Annotated in this window: 16 protein-coding genes and 1 riboswitch; of the genes, 8 read left to right on the plus strand and 8 right to left on the minus strand. The window is 61.4% G+C overall.

All coding sequences use genetic code 11. The features are described 5' to 3' along the window. Positions 1 to 57: 57 nt before the first annotated feature. A complete protein-coding gene (gene crcB, locus CUJ84_RS11015; protein ID WP_105006234.1) occupies positions 58 to 435 on the minus strand; it encodes a fluoride efflux transporter CrcB in 378 nt (125 codons plus the stop codon). A gap of 122 nt (positions 436 to 557) precedes the next feature. On the opposite strand from crcB, the gene CUJ84_RS11020 reads away from it, so the two are divergent. Continuing rightward, on the plus strand, positions 558 to 824 hold the full coding sequence (locus tag CUJ84_RS11020; RefSeq protein ID WP_027684578.1) for a hypothetical protein: 267 nt from the start codon (positions 558 to 560) through the stop codon (positions 822 to 824). Between the two features lie 124 nt (positions 825 to 948). Here CUJ84_RS11020 and CUJ84_RS11025 read toward each other — a convergent pair whose 3' ends face one another. Together CUJ84_RS11025 and CUJ84_RS11030 are read right to left on the minus strand one after the other, a co-directional pair. Further along, complete coding sequence (locus tag CUJ84_RS11025) at positions 949 to 1,941, minus strand: DUF1775 domain-containing protein (RefSeq protein WP_105006235.1); 993 nt, start codon at positions 1,939 to 1,941, stop codon at positions 949 to 951. A gap of 75 nt (positions 1,942 to 2,016) precedes the next feature. Then, the gene (locus CUJ84_RS11030) at positions 2,017 to 2,397 is read right to left on the minus strand and encodes a hypothetical protein (protein ID WP_105006236.1); all 381 of its coding nucleotides are present in this window, start codon (positions 2,395 to 2,397) and stop codon (positions 2,017 to 2,019) included. Positions 2,398 to 2,554: 157 nt separating this feature from the next. Next, positions 2,555 to 2,647, plus strand: a riboswitch (glycine riboswitch). A gap of 156 nt (positions 2,648 to 2,803) precedes the next feature. Between CUJ84_RS11030 and gcvT the strand changes: the two genes are divergently transcribed. The 3 genes from gcvT to gcvP are packed head-to-tail and all read left to right on the plus strand — an operon-like array spanning position 2,804 to position 7,190. Continuing rightward, positions 2,804 to 3,940, plus strand: a complete 1,137-nt coding sequence (gene gcvT / locus CUJ84_RS11035; protein ID WP_105006237.1) for a glycine cleavage system aminomethyltransferase GcvT — start codon at positions 2,804 to 2,806, stop codon at positions 3,938 to 3,940. 23 nt (positions 3,941 to 3,963) lie between these two features. Then, on the plus strand, positions 3,964 to 4,326 hold the full coding sequence (gcvH, locus tag CUJ84_RS11040) for a glycine cleavage system protein GcvH (protein WP_017994172.1): 363 nt from the start codon (positions 3,964 to 3,966) through the stop codon (positions 4,324 to 4,326). Next, positions 4,326 to 7,190: an aminomethyl-transferring glycine dehydrogenase gene (gene gcvP, locus CUJ84_RS11045; RefSeq protein WP_105006238.1), complete on the plus strand. Its 2,865-nt coding sequence runs from the start codon at positions 4,326 to 4,328 to the stop codon at positions 7,188 to 7,190. Before gcvH ends, gcvP begins: the two co-directional genes overlap by 1 nt. Before the next feature lie 404 nt (positions 7,191 to 7,594). Here the strand turns inward: gcvP and CUJ84_RS11055 are convergent, their stop codons facing one another. Continuing rightward, complete coding sequence (locus tag CUJ84_RS11055; RefSeq protein ID WP_199788806.1) at positions 7,595 to 8,563, minus strand: SDR family NAD(P)-dependent oxidoreductase; 969 nt, start codon at positions 8,561 to 8,563, stop codon at positions 7,595 to 7,597. A gap of 95 nt (positions 8,564 to 8,658) precedes the next feature. Here CUJ84_RS11055 and CUJ84_RS11060 point away from each other — a divergent pair, with 95 nt between their 5' ends. Continuing rightward, positions 8,659 to 9,282 carry a TetR/AcrR family transcriptional regulator gene (locus tag CUJ84_RS11060; protein ID WP_105006239.1) on the plus strand — a complete coding sequence of 208 codons (624 nt, stop codon included), beginning with the start codon at positions 8,659 to 8,661 and terminating at the stop codon, positions 9,280 to 9,282. A gap of 331 nt (positions 9,283 to 9,613) precedes the next feature. After that, entirely contained in the window at positions 9,614 to 10,660 is a 1,047-nt protein-coding gene (locus CUJ84_RS11065) for a glycoside hydrolase family 25 protein (protein ID WP_105006240.1), read from the plus strand. 22 nt (positions 10,661 to 10,682) lie between these two features. On the opposite strand, the gene CUJ84_RS11070 is transcribed toward CUJ84_RS11065, so the two are convergent. Further along, the gene (locus CUJ84_RS11070; RefSeq protein ID WP_105006241.1) at positions 10,683 to 12,968 is read right to left on the minus strand and encodes an FdhF/YdeP family oxidoreductase; all 2,286 of its coding nucleotides are present in this window, start codon (positions 12,966 to 12,968) and stop codon (positions 10,683 to 10,685) included. Positions 12,969 to 13,457: 489 nt separating this feature from the next. Between CUJ84_RS11070 and CUJ84_RS11075 the strand changes: the two genes are divergently transcribed. Together CUJ84_RS11075 and CUJ84_RS11085 are read left to right on the plus strand one after the other, a co-directional pair. After that, positions 13,458 to 13,976, plus strand: coding sequence for a Dps family protein (locus CUJ84_RS11075; RefSeq protein ID WP_105006242.1), 519 nt, complete (start codon positions 13,458 to 13,460; stop codon positions 13,974 to 13,976). A 461-nt stretch (positions 13,977 to 14,437) separates the two neighbouring features. Beyond that, positions 14,438 to 14,743 carry a flagellar basal body rod protein FlgC gene (locus CUJ84_RS11085; protein WP_105006244.1) on the plus strand — a complete coding sequence of 102 codons (306 nt, stop codon included), beginning with the start codon at positions 14,438 to 14,440 and terminating at the stop codon, positions 14,741 to 14,743. Between the two features lie 66 nt (positions 14,744 to 14,809). On the opposite strand, the gene sufA is transcribed toward CUJ84_RS11085, so the two are convergent. From sufA to CUJ84_RS11100, 3 genes are all read right to left on the minus strand, one after another. Further along, positions 14,810 to 15,202: a Fe-S cluster assembly scaffold SufA gene (sufA, locus tag CUJ84_RS11090; protein ID WP_027684565.1), complete on the minus strand. Its 393-nt coding sequence runs from the start codon at positions 15,200 to 15,202 to the stop codon at positions 14,810 to 14,812. A gap of 93 nt (positions 15,203 to 15,295) precedes the next feature. Beyond that, positions 15,296 to 15,676, minus strand: a complete 381-nt coding sequence (locus tag CUJ84_RS11095; RefSeq protein ID WP_003559708.1) for an SUF system Fe-S cluster assembly protein — start codon at positions 15,674 to 15,676, stop codon at positions 15,296 to 15,298. Between the two features lie 12 nt (positions 15,677 to 15,688). Beyond that, complete coding sequence (locus CUJ84_RS11100) at positions 15,689 to 16,930, minus strand: cysteine desulfurase (protein ID WP_105006245.1); 1,242 nt, start codon at positions 16,928 to 16,930, stop codon at positions 15,689 to 15,691. Positions 16,931 to 16,932: the final 2 nt, after the last annotated feature.

The raw sequence follows: 16,932 nt of genomic DNA on the forward strand, positions 1-16,932 counted from the left end.
GCGTTCTTGCCGCAGCCTTTAGAGCATTTTCACACAAAACGGAAACCGGAAAAGAGATCAGGCCAAAGCGCGCATGACAGCAAGGCCTGCGATGACGGCCGCCATCGAAAATCCGACGCTCGCAGCGATATAAATGCCGCCGGCGACAGCCTCGCCGCGTTCGAACAGCGAGATGGCATCCAGCGAGAAGGCCGAAAAAGTGGTGAAGCCACCGAGGAAACCGGTGATCAGCAAAAGGCGCAGTTCCGTTGAGGCGTTGAACTTCCGCGCGATGAGCTCGGCGAAGACGCCGATGACGAAGCAGCCGACGACATTGACGGCGAGCGTGCCCCAGGGGAATGCCGGGCCCATCAGCCTCAGCGCCCACTGGCCGACATAATACCTGAGAACGGAACCGATAGCGCCGCCGAAGGCGACAAGGAGAGCCTGGATCATGAGCCGGATTTACCGCCTTGCGAAAGTGATTCCAATCGAGCTCATATGAATTCTTACCATTTTGTAAAATGCCAATGATTTTCTTATGATGGCGCCAAGATCATGCCGATACGGTGATTGGCATGACCCAGCTCCTGTCCATATCGGCCAACACCGCCGCTGTTGCTTTCGAGTCACTCCGAATCCCGCAGCGTGTCGCGACGAGCACTGCGGCGCGCGACGCACGGCGCGTTGCCGACCGGCAGTTGCAGGCCGAAGGCACCGAGGAAATAGACGAGCCCTCCAGCATCATCCAGTCGACCGAAGTTGCACTCGACTTGATGGCGAAGGGCAATCGCCAGCCGCAGGCCGGCCTGAAACAGGCGCTGCGATCCTACGAAGACGTCTGAGGCGATCGCCTCCCAAACGAAAGCCCGCGACTGCGAAGACAGTCGCGGGCTTTTTGTTTTAACTACAGCGCCGCGCATCTTTTCAGACGCGCAAAGGACGCTGTAGCACTTTGAATCGCTGCTCTCACTTGCCCTGGGCTGAGAGCACCTGCAGGACCAGATCGACCTTGCCGGCCTTTTCGAAGGTCAGCGTCACCGGCACCGTGTCGCCCTGCTTGAACGGCGACTTCACCTTCTGGAACATCAGATGCAGGTTGCCGGGCTCAAGCTTGACCGTCTCGCCAGCGGCGATGGCGATGCCGTCCTTCAGCTGACGCATCCGCATGACGTTATCCTTGGTCTCCATCTCGTGGATCTGAACCTCGCCTGATACAGGCGACGTCACGGACAGCAAGCGATCGTCCGTCTTACCGTTGTTCTTCACCGTGAAAAAGCCGCCGCCGACCGGCTGGCCGGGCAGCATTGCCTTGGCGAATCCGCCGGAAATTTCGAGATCGCCGGCCTTGACCGTTTCTCCAGCCGGTGCGGCAGCGCCCATGCCGGACATGTTCATGCCGGCCATATCGTCATGGTCGTGGCCATGGTCTTCGCCGGCGACGACCTTCAACAGCGGCGCCGGGCTTTTCAGTCCATGCGCGTCGCCGCCTTCCGCCGCCACCTGATCCCAAGCCGTCACCGTCTCGCCGCACATCTGCGTCACCGGAAAGGCGAGCGAGGTGCCGGCCTCGACGCCTGATACCTTACCCTGGATGACGAAGGTATCGTAGAAATCGTCGGAGAGATTGCCGTTCTTCCAGCGCACTTCGATCACGCCCGTCTTCACCTTGTCGCCGTGATTGTCGTAGGTCTTCTGGTAGTCGCCCTTGACCACCTCAAGCTCCCAGCCGGCCTTCGGCTGCGGTTTGGCGAAGACGAAGCCTTCCGGCAGCTTGACCCGCACTTCCGTTGTCGCCTTGCCGTCGCAGCCGTGCGGCACCTGCAGCGTGGCAAGAATGGTGCTGTCCTGCTTCGCCTCTCTGTCGAGGAAGCTCACATGCGCCTCGGCGCCGGCAAAGGCGGTCGCGTAAAGAAGGGCGGCAAGCCCGAATGTCTTGCCATATGTCTTGATAGTTTTCATCTCGGATATCTCCTCGCCGGCCACGAACCTCTCTCGGGCGGACCGGCATGCTGCGTCATGGGTTGCGGAAGCAGATCAGGCGAGGATGGGAGGTGCGCGGGAATTCGGCCGGCTGACAGCGCTTGCGCCGGTAATGGCTGATATTTCGATCGGCGCGTTGATCAGCGCGGCGAGCTTGCGCTCGAGCCAGGAGTCCACATTCGGCGCCGGCAGGATGACGGAGGCCGACAGCCGGCAGGCTTCGCAATTCGGCTTGAAGGCGACCGTCTTGCCGTCGGTGTCCTTCACGGTGATGCAGAGCGAGGCGAAGGTACCGTCGGGCAGCACATAGGCCGCTGCATCGTAGCCTTCGGAGGCGACAGCCTGAGGTGCCTGGTGGGCAAGGCCAAGCAAAAGCAGGCTCAATGCGCAAAGCATGCGCAGGAAGAGCGTCGCTTTCAGTCCGGTCTGCCGCATGAGATCCCCTTCAACAGCATGTCGCGATAGCCGGTTTCCCCACGGAATGCAAAAACAGATTTGCCGCAGATCGGGGCTTGGCCGGGATATGGCGACAAAAAATTGTCCGGTCACGACATTTGGCCTTGCCAAGCGCTGCACCCGCCGGATAATTGCGCCAACCTTGTTGGGAGAAGCCGGTGCTTTCGCCACCGGTGCCGAAGGAGCAACCGCCCCGGAAACTCTCAGGCAAAAGGACCAGCAAGGGGCAGACGGAACTCTGGAGAGAAGCGTTCTCGAAACGCTCGCCGAAGGGATAACAATCTCAGGCAAAGGGACAGAGGGGGCTCAGGAGAGAAGTGCGCAGCCGCGCCTTCAGATTTGAGCCCGCGCCTTCGCGAGAAGGCGCAAACCCCGGAGGCGTCTTTTGGACGATACTGCTGCCCTGAAGAAAACCCCGCTGCATGCCCTGCATCTTTCGCTCGGCGCCCGCATGGTGCCGTTCGCGGGTTACGACATGCCGGTGCAATACCCCGCAGGCGTCATGAAGGAGCATGTTCATACCCGCGCCGAAGCCGGCCTCTTCGATGTCTCCCACATGGGCCAGGTCATCGTGAAGGCGAAATCGGGCAGGTACGAGGATGCAGCGCTGGCGCTCGAAAGCCTGGTGCCGGTCGATATCCTTGGCCTTGCCGAAGGCCGCCAGCGTTATGGCTTCTTCACCGATGATACCGGCTGCATTCTCGACGATCTGATGATCACTCATCTCGACGATCACCTTTTCATCGTCGTCAACGCTTCCTGCAAGGAGGCCGATCTCGCTCATCTGCAGGCCCATATCGGCGATCAGTGCGACATCACCCTTCTCAACCGTGCTTTGATCGCGCTGCAGGGACCGCGCGCGGTCGAGGTTCTCGCCGAACTCTGGGCCGACGTCGCGGCGATGAAATTCATGGACGTGCGCCACTGCCGCCTGCACGATGTTTCCTGTCTTGTTTCCCGCTCCGGCTATAGCGGCGAGGACGGCTTCGAGATCTCGATTCCATCAGACAAGGCCGTGGATGTCACCATGCGGTTACTCGAACATCCCGATGTCCAGGCGATCGGCCTTGGCGCCCGCGATTCGCTGCGCCTGGAAGCCGGCCTCTGCCTCTACGGCAACGATATCGACACGACCACCTCGCCGGTCGAGGCGGCGCTGGAATGGGCCATGCAGAAGGCAAGGCGCGGCAACGGCGCGCGCGCCGGCGGCTTCCCGGGCTCTGGCCGCATCCTGTCCGAACTCGAAAACGGCGCCGCGCGCCGCCGCGTCGGCCTGAAGCCGGAAGGCAAGGCGCCGGTGCGCGGCCATGCCAAGCTCTATGCCGATGCCGAGGGCAAGGTCGAAATCGGCGAAGTCACCTCGGGCGGCTTTGGCCCCAGCGTCGAAGGCCCCGTCGCCATGGGCTACGTGCCGCTCTCCCATGCCGCGGCAGGCACACTCGTCTACGCCGAGGTGCGCGGCAAATATCTGCCGACCGCCGTCAGCGCCCTGCCCTTCGTCACACCGACCTACAAACGCTAAACCTTTTCCAGAGAGGACGAACAATGCTGAAATTTACCGAAGAACACGAATGGCTGAAGATCGAAGGCGGCGTTGCGACGGTCGGAATCACCACCTATGCCGTCGATCAGCTCGGCGACCTGGTTTTCGTCGAACTGCCGGAAGTTGGCGCGACCTTCTCCAAGAACGGCAATGCCGCGACCGTTGAATCCGTCAAGGCTGCTTCAGACGTCTATTGTCCGCTTGACGGCGAGATCACCGAGGTCAATCCGGCCATCGTTGCAGATCCGTCGCTGGTCAATTCCGATCCTCAGGGCGCCGGCTGGTTCTTCAAGCTCAAGCTTGCAAATGCTGCGGACGCCGATGGCCTGCTCGACGAGGCGGCCTACAAGGAGCTCACTGCGTAATGACGACGCCGACAGAATTCCAGTTCACCGACTATCAGCCCTACGATTTCGCCAATCGCCGCCATATCGGCCCCTCGCCGGCCGAGATGACCGACATGCTGAAGGTGATCGGTTACAACAGCCTCGACGGCCTGATCGACGCGACGCTGCCGCCCTCGATCCGCCAGAAGGCGCCGCTCGTCTGGGGCGCGCCGATGACCGAGCGCGAGGCGCTCGACAAGCTGCGCGAGACCGCCAACAAGAACAAGGTGCTGGTCTCGCTGATCGGCCAGGGTTATTACGGCACGATCACGCCGCCGGTCATCCAGCGCAACATCCTGGAAAACCCGGCCTGGTACACCGCCTATACGCCTTACCAGCCGGAGATCAGCCAGGGCCGCCTGGAAGCGCTCCTGAACTACCAGACGATGGTCTGCGACCTCACCGGCCTCGACGTCGCCAACGCCTCTCTGCTCGACGAGGCGACTGCTGCCGCCGAAGGCATGGCGATTGCCGAGCGCGTCGCCAAGTCGAAGGCAAAAGCCTTCTTCGTCGATGCCGACTGCCATCCGCAGACCATCGCCCTCATCCGCACCCGCGCCGAGCCGCTCGGCTGGAGCGTCATCGTCGGCAATCCCTTCACCGATCTCGATCCTGTCGACGTCTTCGGCGCGATCTTCCAGTATCCCGGCACGCACGGTCACGTGCATGATTTTACCGGCCTGATCTCGCGCCTGCACCAGACTGGCGCCATCGCGATCGTCGCCGCCGATATCCTGGCGCTGACGCTGCTGAAATCGCCCGGCGAAATGGGCGCCGATATTGCCGTCGGATCCTCGCAGCGCTTCGGTGTCCCGGTCGGTTACGGCGGTCCGCATGCAGCCTACATGTCGGTCAAGGATGCCATCAAGCGCTCGATGCCCGGCCGCCTCGTCGGCGTTTCCGTCGACGCCCGCGGCAACCGCGCCTATCGCCTGTCGCTGCAGACCCGTGAGCAACACATCCGCCGCGAGAAGGCGACGTCGAACATCTGCACCGCCCAGGTGCTGCTGGCCGTCATGGCCTCGATGTACGCCGTCTTCCACGGCCCGAAGGGCATCAAGGCGATCGCCCAGCAGGTGCACCAGAAAGCCGTGCTGATGGCCAAGGGGCTGGAAAATCTCGGTTACAAGGTCGAACCCGACACTTTCTTCGACACGATCACCGTCGATGTCGGCCACATGCAGGGCCTCATCCTGCGTGCCGCCGTCGCCGAAGGCGTCAATCTGCGCAAGGTCGGCGAAACCAAAATCGGCATGAGCCTCGACGAACGCACCCGGCCGGCGACGCTCGAAGCCGTCTGGCGCGCCTTCGGCGGCAATTTCACCATTGCCGATTTCGAGCCTTCCTACCGCCTGCCGAAGGGCCTGCTTCGGACCAGCGATTACCTCACCCATCCGATCTTCCACATGAACCGCGCCGAAAGCGAGATGACGCGTTACATCCGCCGGCTTTCCGATCGCGATCTGGCGCTCGACCGCTCCATGATCCCGCTCGGCTCCTGCACGATGAAGCTCAACGCGACGGCGGAAATGCTGCCGATCACCTGGCCGGAATTTTCCGACATCCATCCCTTCGTGCCACCCGACCAAGCGCTCGGCTACCGCGAGATGATCGACGACCTGATCGAAAAGCTCTGCGCCATCACCGGCTACGACGCCTTCTCCATGCAGCCGAATTCCGGCGCACAGGGCGAATATGCCGGGCTGCTGACGATCCGCAACTATCATATCGCCAATGGCGATACCCATCGCGACGTCTGCCTGATCCCGACCTCTGCGCATGGCACCAACCCGGCTTCTGCCCAGATGGTCGGCATGAAGGTGGTCGTCGTCAAGGTGCGTGAAAACGGCGATATCGATCTCGACGATTTCCGCGCCAAGGCGGAGCAGCATGCGGCAAACCTAGCCTGCTGCATGATTACCTACCCTTCGACGCACGGCGTCTTCGAGGAGACCGTCAAGGAAATCTGCGATCTGGTGCATGAGCATGGCGGCCAGGTCTATCTCGACGGCGCCAACATGAATGCCATGGTCGGCCTGTCCCGCCCCGGTGACATCGGCTCCGACGTTTCGCACTTGAACCTTCACAAGACCTTCTGCATTCCGCATGGCGGCGGCGGACCCGGCATGGGCCCGATCGGCGTCAAGGCGCATCTGGCCCCCTATCTGCCCGGCCATCCCGAAACCGACGGCCGTTCGGGTGCGGTTTCAGCCGCCGCCTTCGGCTCCGCCTCGATCCTGCCGATCTCCTGGAGCTATTGCCTGATGATGGGCGGCGAAGGCCTGACGCAGGCGACCAAGGTGGCGATCCTCAACGCCAACTATATCGCCACCCGGCTGAAGGGCGCCTATGACGTGCTCTACAAGTCGGAGACCGGCCGCGTCGCGCATGAATGCATCATCGACACCCGCCCGCTGGTCGACAGCTCAGGCGTCACGGTCGACGACGTCGCCAAGCGGCTGATCGACTGCGGCTTCCATGCGCCGACCATGAGCTGGCCAGTCGCCGGCACGCTGATGATCGAGCCGACGGAAAGCGAGACCAAGGCCGAACTCGACCGTTTCTGCGAGGCGATGCTGGCGATCCGCGAGGAAGCCCGTGCCATCGAGGATGGCCGCATGGACAAGGTGAACAACCCGCTGAAGAACGCGCCGCACACGGTGGAAGACCTCGTCGGCGAATGGGATCGTCCCTATTCGCGCGAACAGGCCTGCTTCCCGCCCGGCGCCTTCCGCGTCGACAAATACTGGTCACCGGTCAACCGCGTCGACAATGTCTATGGCGACCGCAACCTGATCTGCACTTGCCCGCCGGTGGAAAGCTACGCAGAGGCCGCCGAATAGCGGTCAAGCCTGACGCTGTAGCGACGGGCCGAGCAATCCAAGCCCCTTCCATCATGGGAGGGGCTTTCCTAATTCCGATAGAAATGCGCAGCTAACCTTGCTCTCTAACCGTCAATCGAAGCTCCGTTCGCCTGCGAACGTCATTTCTGGCATAACACGCTACGCCCCGCGTAGCTCAACGTAAGAGCAGCTGTCTGGTTAGCAGCCGATCCAGGTTCAATTCCTCGGCAGAGGCACCAGTTTCCCAGTTCCCCTGCTCTCTATCAGCGTCGAAGCGTGCCGGTTTACGGCCTAGAACAGGATGATTTTAGGCCCGCTCGGCCTAAAATCTGAATCCTGTTCTACATTATATAATTAGAGCATGATGTCGTCCGAAAACCGCTTACACTTTTCGGCATCATGCTCTAGAAGCGCTCGCCGACCATATCCTCGCTTTTGGCCCACAATGCCCTGGCTGTCTCGGGATCGAGCGCGTAGGGGCGCACGCCTTCGGAAATCGGGCTGATCTCCGCATCCGTCACTTCGGAGACGTGGCAGTTCTCGCAATATCTGCCGCCGACCGCGTCTGCCGGGGCGACGAAACCTGCCCAGACGGAGGTAGCCGCACCCTGCGGGATCGTCTTCCACTGGAAGGGCGGCTTGCCCTCGGCGGCGAGTGCTGCGTTGATCTGCGCTATCAGGCCTTCAATCATGTCAGGGTCGAGATGACGGTCGAGCTCGGTCTGGATGCCGCCGGGATGCAGTGCCGTTGCACGGATGCCGCGCTCCTTGAGGCGCCGGTCAAGTTCCACGGCGAACAGGATATTTGCGGTTTTCGACTGGGCATAAGCCGCCCAGGGCTCATAGGTCTTGCTCTCGAAATTGAGATCGTCGAGGCTGAAAGGTGCCATGCGATGGCCCGAGGATGCGACGATCACCACTCGGCCGCCCGATTTGACGAGCGGTGCGATGCGGTTGACCAGCACGAAATGACCGAGATGGTTGGTGCCGAACTGCGTTTCGAAGCCATCGGCGGTGCGGCCGAAGGGAGCGGCCATCACGCCGGCATTGGCAATGACGACATCGAAAGGGCGGCCATCCGAAATGAGCGCATCGGCACAGGCGCGCACGCTTGCCAGGGAGGCAAGATCAAGCTCGACGATAACAAGGCTGCCGCCATTGGCCGCACCGGCGCGCACGATTTCCGTTGCCGCCCTCGCCTTTGCAAGGTCGCGTGCCGTACCCACCACCTGCGCTCCATGGGTTGCCAGCACGCGCGCGGTTTCCACGCCGAGGCCGGCCGAAACACCCGTCACCAGAACACGCTTGCCCTTGAGATCGACGCCGGCGAGCAGCTCATCGGTAGTCGATATCGCGCCAAAAGGTCCACTCATGATTATCTCCTTGACTATGGACGCACCGCTCCAGGCTGGTGGACCATTGCCCGCCGGCCTCAAATGAAATAAAAGGAGGATGCCTCCAGATAAATATGGAGGGCGCCTCCGCTTATCAAGGGGACTTTTCGGAAATGGCCGAAAAAAGTGACGAGCCCACCATCCGAAAGCCGCGTGCGGATGCCGAACGCAATCGTCTTCTGCTGATGGAAACGGCAAAGACCGTCTTTGCCGACAAGGGTTCCAGCGCCAGCCTGGAGGAAATCGCCCGCATCGCCGGCGTCGGAATCGGCACGCTCTATCGCCATTTCCCGACGCGCGATGCACTGGTTTCCGCCATCTACCGCAACGAGACGGCGCAGCTTGCCGCTGCCGCCAAAAGCCTTGCCGAGACGCATCCGCCTGTCGAAGCGCTTCGCCTGTGGCTCGCGCAGTTCGTGGATTATGTCGTGACGAAACACGGCATGTCCGAGGTGCTGGATTCTTTGGTCGGCGGCACCTCCGAGCTCTATGCCGATTCTGCCGATTTGATCATAGGTGCGGTCAATCTGCTGGTGGATCGCGCAGTCGCCGCCGATGAAATCCGTCTGGCGATGGACCCGCTCGATATCCTGCGCGCCCTGGCGGGCGGCGCGAGCATCAGCTGTGGCCCCGCCTGGCGGGATGCGGCAAGGCAACTCATCGATATTCTAATAGCGGGCATGAGAGCCAGTCGCTGAGGCTGTCGTACCACTCCGGCACGGCCGTCTCAGATCCGGCTTCCTGCCCGGCGCCTTCCGCGTCGACAAATACTGGTCGCCGGTCAACCGCGTCGACAACGTCTACGATGACCGCAACCTGATCTGCACCTGCCCGCTGGTGGAAAGCTACGCCGAGGCGGCCGAGTAGCAGCGTCAGGCAAAGCCCCTTCCACAGGTTGGGAGGGGCTGCATGCTTTGGCGCTCAAGGATCAAATTTAACCTTTCTTAGCAAGTCTCTGTTAGCAATTCATAAAGGCGGCTTCCATCAACATGGATCACCGTCGATCCCTTGTTTTGCGTGCAGGTTCTTATGCGTCCATCGGCTGTGCCAGCAATCCTCCTCGCCGCCCTGATCCTCTCGGGATGCGCCGCCAGTTCTGGCGCCGAAGATGTGCTCACCCCTGTACCGTCGCGGGAAACGACCAACGCCATCACCCAGCCGAGCGGCCCGATACCGGCTGCCGCCGTGGGCGATCCTGCGCCGCAGGCAAGCCCGCCGCAGCAGGCGTTGAGCTGGACAGGAGAGGTTCCAGAGCCGCAGGCGCTGGTGCCCGCAGACAGGCCGGTCGGCATGCCGATGCCGACGGAAAAGCCGGTCGCCCTGCTGATGCCGACCAACCCTGCCGGCAATGCGATGCCCGATATCGGCACGAGGTCGCCGACACGCGGCCAAATTTACGGCCACCACTTCCGCGATGCCAAGCCGATCAACTTCGGCTCCACCTCGCCGAGAAAGCTTGCCGTGCACGGCGTCGACGTGTCGCGCTGGCAGGGCGAGATCGATTGGGAGACGTTGCGGCGGCAAGGCGCGAACTTCGTCTACATCAAGGCGACCGACGGCGGCGATCACCTCGATCCGATGTTCAAGAAGAACTGGCGCCGGGCCAAGGAAGCCGGCCTGAAACACGGCGCCTATCACTTCTTCTATTGGTGCCGGACAGCCGGCGAGCAGGCCGACTGGTTCATCCGCAACGTGCCAAGGGAAGCCAACGCTCTTCCGCCCGTCATCGACGTTGAATGGAATGGCGAATCGAGCTGCAAGAGGCGCATCTCGCCTACACGTGTCCGGGAAAAGATGCAGGTCTTCATGGACAAGCTGGAGCGCTATTACGGCCAGCGCCCGATCATCTACACGGCGCCGGACTTCTACCGCGACAACTTGAAGGGCCAACTGCTCGACTACCCCTTCTGGCTGCGCTCCGTGGCCGCTCACCCCTCCAAGGTCTATCCGGGCCGCAAGTGGCTCTTCTGGCAATATTCCGGCTCCGGCCTTTCCGATGGCGTTGACGGCAAGATCGACCTCAACGTGTTCAACGGCAATGAAAGCGATTGGCACGACTGGGTGGCGTCGCGATAGCCGAAGCCCGCTTGCCCCGTCCTCACGCGGACTTCTGCACCTTCACCGGCACGCCTTTGTAGGCAGGCGTTCCCGATTTCCGGTCGTAATCGCCAAGCGCGATGACCCTGTTCATCTCGGGATAATATCCGGCGATGGAGCCAACCGGGATGTCGTAGGCCACGGCGGTAAAGCCTCTAACCGCCCTGCTGCTGGTTTCAGCGACCGACTCGATATCAACCTTATCGCCATCGGCGAGGCCGCGTGCGGAGAGATCCCCGCTGTTCATGAAGATCACGTCACGGCGGCCGAAGACACCTCGATAGCGGTCGTCAAGGCTGTAGATTGTCGTGTTGTACTGGTCGTGACTGCGCAGCGTTGTCAGAACCAGTGTGTCTGCGTCTGCAAGGCGCGGATCTTCCTCCAGGCCAGGCGCGATGAGGAACTGTGCTTTTCCTGAGGGCGTGCGCCATTGCCGGTCGGAGGCCGCCACCGTCAGCCGGAAACCACCCGGTTTCCTGACACGGCTGTTGAAATCTTGGAAATCGGGAAAGACCACTTCGATCTTTTCCCGAACGCGGTTGTAGTCAGCGACCATCCCGTCCCAGTCGATATCGTATTTAGCGCCAAGCGTTGCCTTGGCGATGCCGGCAATAATGGCCGGTTCGGACCTCAACTGGTCGCCGGGCGGCTTCAGGAAGCCGCGCGAGGCGTGCACCATCGACATGGAATCCTCGACGGTCACCGATTGTGGTCCCGTCTCCTGAATGTCTTGGTCGGTGCGGCCGAGGACAGGAAGGATGATGGAGGTTCGGGCGATCAGCAGGTGCGAGCGGTTGGGTTTTGTCGCCAGATGGACCGCAAGGTCGAGCTTGCGCATGCCTTCGAACGTCACCTCCGGATCGGATATGGCGACGGCGAGATTGCCGCCGAGGCAGACCAGCGCCTTCGACCGGCCTTCGATGATCGCCTCGATGGCCTCGACGGCGTTATGGCCCTTCTCCTCCGGCGGGCGAAAGCCAAAGGCCTTCTCCATGCCGTCGAGAAGCGCCGTGTTGGGGATCTCGGTAATTCCGACGGTCCGGTCGCCCTGAACGTTCGAATGCCCCCGCAGCGGGCAGATACCGGCGCCCCGGCGGCCGATATTTCCCCGCAACATCAGGAAATTGGCAAGCTGCTGAACATTGGCGGTGCCGTGGCTGTGCTGGGTGATGCCCATGCCATAGCAGAGGATGACGTTGCGGGCGTTGAGATAGACATCAACGGCGCTGTCGAGCGCTTCGAGCGTCAATCCTGATCTCTTCAGAATCGACGCCCACTCCGTCTTTGCAATATCGGCCTTGAGCGCCTCCAGTCCGATCGTGTGGGCTTCGATGAATTCCCGGTCGAGAAAGCCTTTGCCGCCTGCCGCGATATCGGCCTCGTCGCGCTCGAATATCCGCTTCATCAGGCCCTTGAGGGCAGCGAGATCCCCGCCGGTGCGCAGCTGATGATAAGCCGATGCGATCGGCGTCGAAGACATAGTCGCCATTTCCACCGGGTTCTGCGGTGCCGCAAATTTCTCGAGCGCGCGTTCTTTCAGGGGATTGAAGACCACGATCGGGACGCCGCGCCTCGCGGCATCATGCAGAGTGGTCATCATCCGCGGGTGGTTGGTGCCGGGATTGTGGCCGAAGCTGAAGATCGCATCGGCATGATCGAAATCTTCGAGGGTTACCGTGCCCTTCCCGACCCCGATTGACTGTGGCAGGCCGACGCTGGTCGCCTCATGGCACATGTTCGAGCAGTCGGGAAAATTGTTGGTGCCGTAGGCCCTGACGAAAAGCTGGAACAGGAAGGCTGCCTCGTTCGAGGCGCGTCCCGATGTGTAGAATTCGGCCATGTCAGGATCGGGCAGTTTGCGCAGTTCGGCGCCGATCAGCGTAAAGGCTTCCTCCCAGCCGATCGGCAGGTAACGGTCGCTGGCATGATCATAGACCAGCGGGTGCGTCAGGCGGCCCTGGTCTTCCAGCTGATGGTCGTTCCATTGCCACAGTTCGGCGACCATATGCGCCGCGAAAAAGTCAGGCCCGGCACGTTTCGCCGTGGATTCCCAGGTGATCGCCTTGGCGCCGTTTTCACAGAACTCGAACGAACTCGTATGTTTGGGATCGGGCCAAGCGCAGCCCGGACAATCGAAGCCCTCGGGCTGATTGGCTTTCAGCAGCGTCGCAGCCCCCTGCGCAATGACCTGCTGGCGCGCAAGGGTTTCGGCAACGGCTTTGAGTGCACCCCAACCGCCGGCGGGGGCCGTGTATTTCTCGATGCCTTTCGGCCGCTTCTTGGTCATCACCTGCTCCACAAATCCGCCGAGGGTCAGCGCCTATTATCAATGCAAAAGGATGCCATGCGATAGATGGCGCGGACATCCTCTTAAAAAAGATCGGACCGCTCCGAGGGGGCGGAGCGGTCCTGGCGGATCATTGGGATCCACGAGACTCGGCGCGGGAGGGGACATGCCGATGTCTATCGGCACATTCGCGGTGCCGGTCTCCACATGGAAGTCACTTCCGAGAGAGAGACAGCCAGACCTTACGTCCCGGCAGCAGGCCACGAAACTATACATAGGTATGGGGGATCTTGTTGATATCATATGCCCACGCTCGTGGCGCCCGCTGAGACCTAAACAGAAGGATAGGTCCGGCTACACCAGCATTGAATGTCCTGCTTTCCAAACCTGCTCTACGGTTCTTTCAAGGCCAGCGAAGCAGGAACGCCAAATTGACGGCCGCGCAGCCAGATTGCTCATTCCCGAAATCCCCAGCCAGGGAGAACAGCCATGGACCGTATCGAACTCGAAAACCGTCGCAAGGCGTCGCTTGCCACTCCGTCCGACCTTGCCTCCAACGCGACCGCCGACATCTCGGGCGCGCTGGCAGCGCTGCTTGCCGATACCTTTGCCCTCTATCTCAAGACCAAGAACTTCCATTGGCATATGAGCGGCCCGCATTTTCGCGATTATCACCTCCTGCTCGACGAACAAGGCGACCAGATTTTCGCGATGACCGATGCGATCGCCGAGCGCGCCCGCAAGATCGGCGGCATGACGATTCGCTCGATCGGTCATATCGGCCGGCTGCAGCGCCTTCTCGACAATGATGCCGATTTCGTCACGCCGCGCGACATGCTCGCCGAACTGAAAGACGACAACCAGCAGCTCATCTCGTTCATGCAGCAGGCGCACGAGGTTTGCGCCGAGCATAACGACGTCGCCACATCCAGCCTGCTCGAAGTCTGGATCGACGAGACGGAACGCCGCGCCTGGTTCCTGTTCGAAACAACCCGGAACGCCGAATAGCCGGCTCGCCGCCGGCTGGAAAGGGTAATGTCATGACCACTATCCGGACACTTGAGGATCCCCAACTCGGAAGATTTGGTCTTCTGGCGAAGGCCGCCGCCAACGGATCAGCTTTCGTCGACACTTGTTATGAAGCGCTCTGTCACGGACCCGAATGGCCTCCGTTGCGGTCGTTCGGGAACCCGGTCAATCGACGCCGGCTGATCATCGGCCAGTTGCTCATCCTGGCTGCGGCGCTTGCATTTGCAGCCGCCGCATCGCCCATGTCGACCCTGGTGGCGGCGTCTCTTATCGCCGCCGCAGGCTCCACTGCCGCTTATCCTGGATACAGTGCCGTACCAATCCTGAACAGACGCGACGACACAAGGCCCTGACCTAAGGCTTTTACTAACGCAAAGCCTTCAGCATTCCCTAAGCCCTTGCGCATACAAGGCTACCATCCAGTTCTGGGGAAACGGCTGATGAGCCTATCGGGTATTGCGAGCACTGCTCTTTCGGGAATGCGGGCACAGACGATGCGGGTCGGCGCAATTGCGAACAACATCGCAAACAGCAGCACGCCGGGCTATGCTAGGCTGAACACCAGCCTCACCTCCGTTGTGTCAGGCGGCGTGCAGGCCGTCGTCAGCCCGACGACGTCAGATGTCGATCCGGCCACGGAACTCACCGACCTGATCGAAGCCGAGCAGAGCTACAAGGCAAATGCCGTGGTCTTCGAGACCGGCGCCGACATGTGGGAAATGCTGATGAGCATCAAGCGCGACTGAGCACGCCCGGATTTCATCGAGAATTGGCTGGCTGAGAATTTCCCGCCAGCCTGAATGGCGCGGCTATCAGGAATGCGCCGGCTCGCCCTGGCGCTGGGCGGCAAGGGCTGCGAGATCGGCGGGCTTCAGCTCGACGGATTCGCCGCAGCCGCAGGCCGATGTCTGGTTCGGATTGGTGAAGGTGAAGCCGGAGCGGAGCGTCGTCGTCTCGAAGCCCATTTCTGTGCCGAGCAGATAGAGGGCTGCCGACGGCTCGACCCAGACTTTTGCACCATCGCGCTCGATCAAATCGTCCTTGGCATTGGGCTCGGTCACCAGGTCAATGGTATATTCCATCCCGGCGCAGCCGCCCTTTTTGATGCCGACGCGCACGCCCTTGGCATCAGCACCCGAATTCTCGACGATCGCTTTGACGCGGGCCGCAGCACCGTCCGTCATGCTCATGATTGCAAAGCCCATCGGCTCATTCTCCTTCCGCAACCGGGGTCAAGATCCGGCGCATCGTGACTCAAATGTAGTACCCTGAAGTAAACGGATCAATACCGCGGGATGTCAGTACCAGCCGACGGCGACTTGCGCCTCTTCGGACATACGATCCGGCGTCCACGGCGGATCGAAGGTCATGGCCACCTCGACGCCCGATACGCCTTCGACGGCGCCGACGGCGTTTTCGACCCAGCCGGGCATCTCGCCGGCAACCGGGCAACCGGGGGCGGTCAGCGTCATCATGATTTTCACCATCCGGTCGTCTTCGATGTCGATCTTGTAGATCAGACCAAGTTCGAAGATGTCGGCGGGAATCTCCGGATCGTAGACGGTCTTCAGCGCGCTGATGACATCGTCGCTCAGCCGAGCCAGCTCATCGGCCGGAATGCTGGAATGCACGATGCCTTCGCGCACGTCGATCTTCTGTTCGCTTTCGTCCAGGCTCATCACGGACACTCCTCAAGCAAAGAACTTGCGCGCATATTCAAGCGCATCGGCCAGGGCATCGACCTCGGCGCGGGTATTGTACATGCCGAAGGATGCACGGCATGTGGATGTGACGCCGAAGCGTTTCAAGAGCGGCATGGCGCAATGTGTGCCGGCCCGCACCGCAACACCCTGCCGGTCGATCACCATCGAGACGTCATGGGCATGGATACCGGCAAGCTCGAAGGAAAAGATGCTTCCCTTGTCGGGCGCCGTCCCAAAGACACGCAGCGAATTGACGGATTTCAGCCGCTCGACCGCATAGGCGGCAAGATCGGCCTCATGGCGGGCGATCGCCTCGCGGCCAATCTTCTCCATGTAGTCGAGCGCATAACCGAGCCCGATCGCCTGCACGATCGGCGGCGTGCCGGCCTCGAAGCGATGCGGCGGGTCGTTATAAGTGACCATATCCTCGGCGACCTCGAATATCATCTCTCCGCCGCCCTGGAACGGCCGCATCTCGAAAAGCCGCTCTTTCTTGCCGTAGAGCACGCCGATGCCCGACGGGCCGTAGAGCTTGTGACCGGTCATGACGTACCAATCGCAATCGATATCCTGCACGTCGACAGGCAGATGCACGGCGCCCTGGCTGCCGTCGATCAGCACCGGGATGCCGCGTTCGTGCGCGATCCGGCAGACTTCCTTGACGGGAACGATCGTGCCGAGCGCATTCGACATATGGGTGATGGCGACGAGCTTGGTGCGCTCCGTCAGGCTTTTCTCGAAATCTTCGATATGGAAGGCGCCTTCGTCATCCACCGGCACCCAGACAAGCTTGGCGCCCTGCCGCTCGCGGATGAAGTGCCAGGGCACGATGTTGGAGTGGTGCTCCATGATCGTCAGGACGATCTCGTCGCCTTCACCGATCTTCGGCATGCCCCAGCCGTAGGCGACAGTGTTAATCGCTTCCGTCGAATTCTTGGTGAAGACGATGTCGTTGACCGAGGGGGCGTTGAGGAAGCGGCGCACCTTCTCGCGCGCTGCCTCATAGGCGTCCGTGGCCGCATTCGAGAGATAGTGCAGGCCGCGATGCACATTGGCGTATTCATGCGAATAGGCATGCGAGATGGCATCGATCACCACCTGCGGCTTCTGCGCCGATGCGCCGTTATCGAGATAGACCAGCGGCTTGCCGTGCACCTTCTCCGCCAGGATCGGAAAATCCCGACGGATGGCTTCGACGTCGTATTGCGTGGCCGGCACTATCTTGTCCATTG

This window comes from Rhizobium leguminosarum (assembly GCF_002953715.1).
GTDB classification, from domain to species: Bacteria; Pseudomonadota; Alphaproteobacteria; order Rhizobiales; family Rhizobiaceae; genus Rhizobium; species Rhizobium leguminosarum_V.

Excerpts from the sequence above, each read along its gene's own strand:
- CUJ84_RS11020 (WP_027684578.1), top strand. The coding sequence starts at position 558 with ATGACCCAGCTCCTGTCCATATCGGCCAACACCGCCGCTGTTGCTTTC.
- CUJ84_RS11070 (WP_105006241.1), bottom strand. The coding sequence starts at position 12,968 with ATGACCAAGAAGCGGCCGAAAGGCATCGAGAAATACACGGCCCCCGCC.
- CUJ84_RS11085 (WP_105006244.1), top strand. The coding sequence starts at position 14,438 with ATGAGCCTATCGGGTATTGCGAGCACTGCTCTTTCGGGAATGCGGGCA.
- CUJ84_RS11025 (WP_105006235.1), bottom strand. The coding sequence starts at position 1,941 with ATGAAAACTATCAAGACATATGGCAAGACATTCGGGCTTGCCGCCCTT.
- CUJ84_RS11030 (WP_105006236.1), bottom strand. The coding sequence starts at position 2,397 with ATGCGGCAGACCGGACTGAAAGCGACGCTCTTCCTGCGCATGCTTTGC.
- CUJ84_RS11060 (WP_105006239.1), top strand. The coding sequence starts at position 8,659 with ATGGAGGGCGCCTCCGCTTATCAAGGGGACTTTTCGGAAATGGCCGAA.
- gcvH (WP_017994172.1), top strand. The coding sequence starts at position 3,964 with ATGCTGAAATTTACCGAAGAACACGAATGGCTGAAGATCGAAGGCGGC.
- CUJ84_RS11065 (WP_105006240.1), top strand. The coding sequence starts at position 9,614 with ATGCGTCCATCGGCTGTGCCAGCAATCCTCCTCGCCGCCCTGATCCTC.
- CUJ84_RS11055 (WP_199788806.1), bottom strand. The coding sequence starts at position 8,563 with ATGAGTGGACCTTTTGGCGCGATATCGACTACCGATGAGCTGCTCGCC.
- gcvP (WP_105006238.1), top strand. The coding sequence starts at position 4,326 with ATGACGACGCCGACAGAATTCCAGTTCACCGACTATCAGCCCTACGAT.
- CUJ84_RS11075 (WP_105006242.1), top strand. The coding sequence starts at position 13,458 with ATGGACCGTATCGAACTCGAAAACCGTCGCAAGGCGTCGCTTGCCACT.
- CUJ84_RS11100 (WP_105006245.1), bottom strand. The coding sequence starts at position 16,930 with ATGGACAAGATAGTGCCGGCCACGCAATACGACGTCGAAGCCATCCGT.
- CUJ84_RS11095 (WP_003559708.1), bottom strand. The coding sequence starts at position 15,676 with ATGAGCCTGGACGAAAGCGAACAGAAGATCGACGTGCGCGAAGGCATC.
- crcB (WP_105006234.1), bottom strand. The coding sequence starts at position 435 with ATGATCCAGGCTCTCCTTGTCGCCTTCGGCGGCGCTATCGGTTCCGTT.
- sufA (WP_027684565.1), bottom strand. The coding sequence starts at position 15,202 with ATGGGCTTTGCAATCATGAGCATGACGGACGGTGCTGCGGCCCGCGTC.